General features: G+C 66.5%; 1 protein-coding gene. It reads right to left on the reverse strand.

All coding sequences use genetic code 11. From position 1 onward, the window contains the following. On the reverse strand, positions 1–851 hold an 851-nt coding region (locus QMK34_RS47595; protein ID WP_326421647.1), incomplete at its 3' end, for a lytic transglycosylase domain-containing protein. Between the last annotated feature and the right edge of the window lie 11 nt (positions 852–862).

Consider the following 862-nt stretch of genomic DNA (forward strand, 5'->3'; position numbering starts at 1 on the left):
GGTGCGCCGATGGGGATGGTGCTGTCGGGGAGGGTGTTGACGCCGTTTCGGTAGGCGTTGGCCCAGTTGATGACGGTGTCTACGTAGGTTTGTGAGTGGTTGTAGCGGTAGATGGCGGTGCGTTGGTTGGGGGTGGTGGTGAGGTTGAGGTTGTCGGTGCAGAGGTAGCGGGCGGTGGCGAGGGTGGCGTCGTAGATGTTGGAGGGGTTGGAGATGCCGTCGTTGTTGCCGTCGGAGGCGTAGTTTTTCCAGGTGGAGGGGATGAATTGGGTGGGTCCGACGGCGCGGTCCCAGTGGGTGTTGCCGTCGTAGCGGCCGTTGTCGGTGTCGGGGATGGTGGCGTAGCCGTTGCCGTTGAGGATGGGGCCGAGGATGGGTTCGAGGGTGTCGCCGTTGGGTGTGACGTAGCCGCCGCGGGCGTGGTTGGATTCGATGCGGCCGATGCTGGCGATGAGGGCCCAGTCGAGGTGGCAGTCGGGTTGTTCGCGGGCCAGGATGTTGGCGGCGTTTTTGTAGGCTTTGAGCATGCTGTCGGGGATGGCGAGTGCGCCGCCGGGGGCGTAGGAGCCGTAGGAGGCGTGTGCTCCGGGTGCGGTCAGTGGTGTGGGGAGTGGGGGTTGGGGGAGGCTGCCGTCGACGGCGATGGTGGGTGGGGTGATGTCGGGTGAGGGTGGCCGGGGTGTGGTTGGGGGGAGCGATTCGGCTTGGTTGGTGAGGGGTGCGGCGAGTGGTGTGGGGATGGCGGTGGTGGTGAGGGTGGGTAGTACTGCCAGTGCGCTGCCCGCGAGTGCGACGGCGGTCCGTTGCCGGACCGTTCGCCTGGTTTTCGCTCGGTGGCGCTGCTTCGGCATGTGCTCTCCCC

The sequence above is a fragment of the Amycolatopsis sp. H20-H5 genome (genome assembly GCF_035828755.1).
Taxonomy (GTDB): domain Bacteria; phylum Actinomycetota; class Actinomycetes; order Mycobacteriales; family Pseudonocardiaceae; genus Amycolatopsis.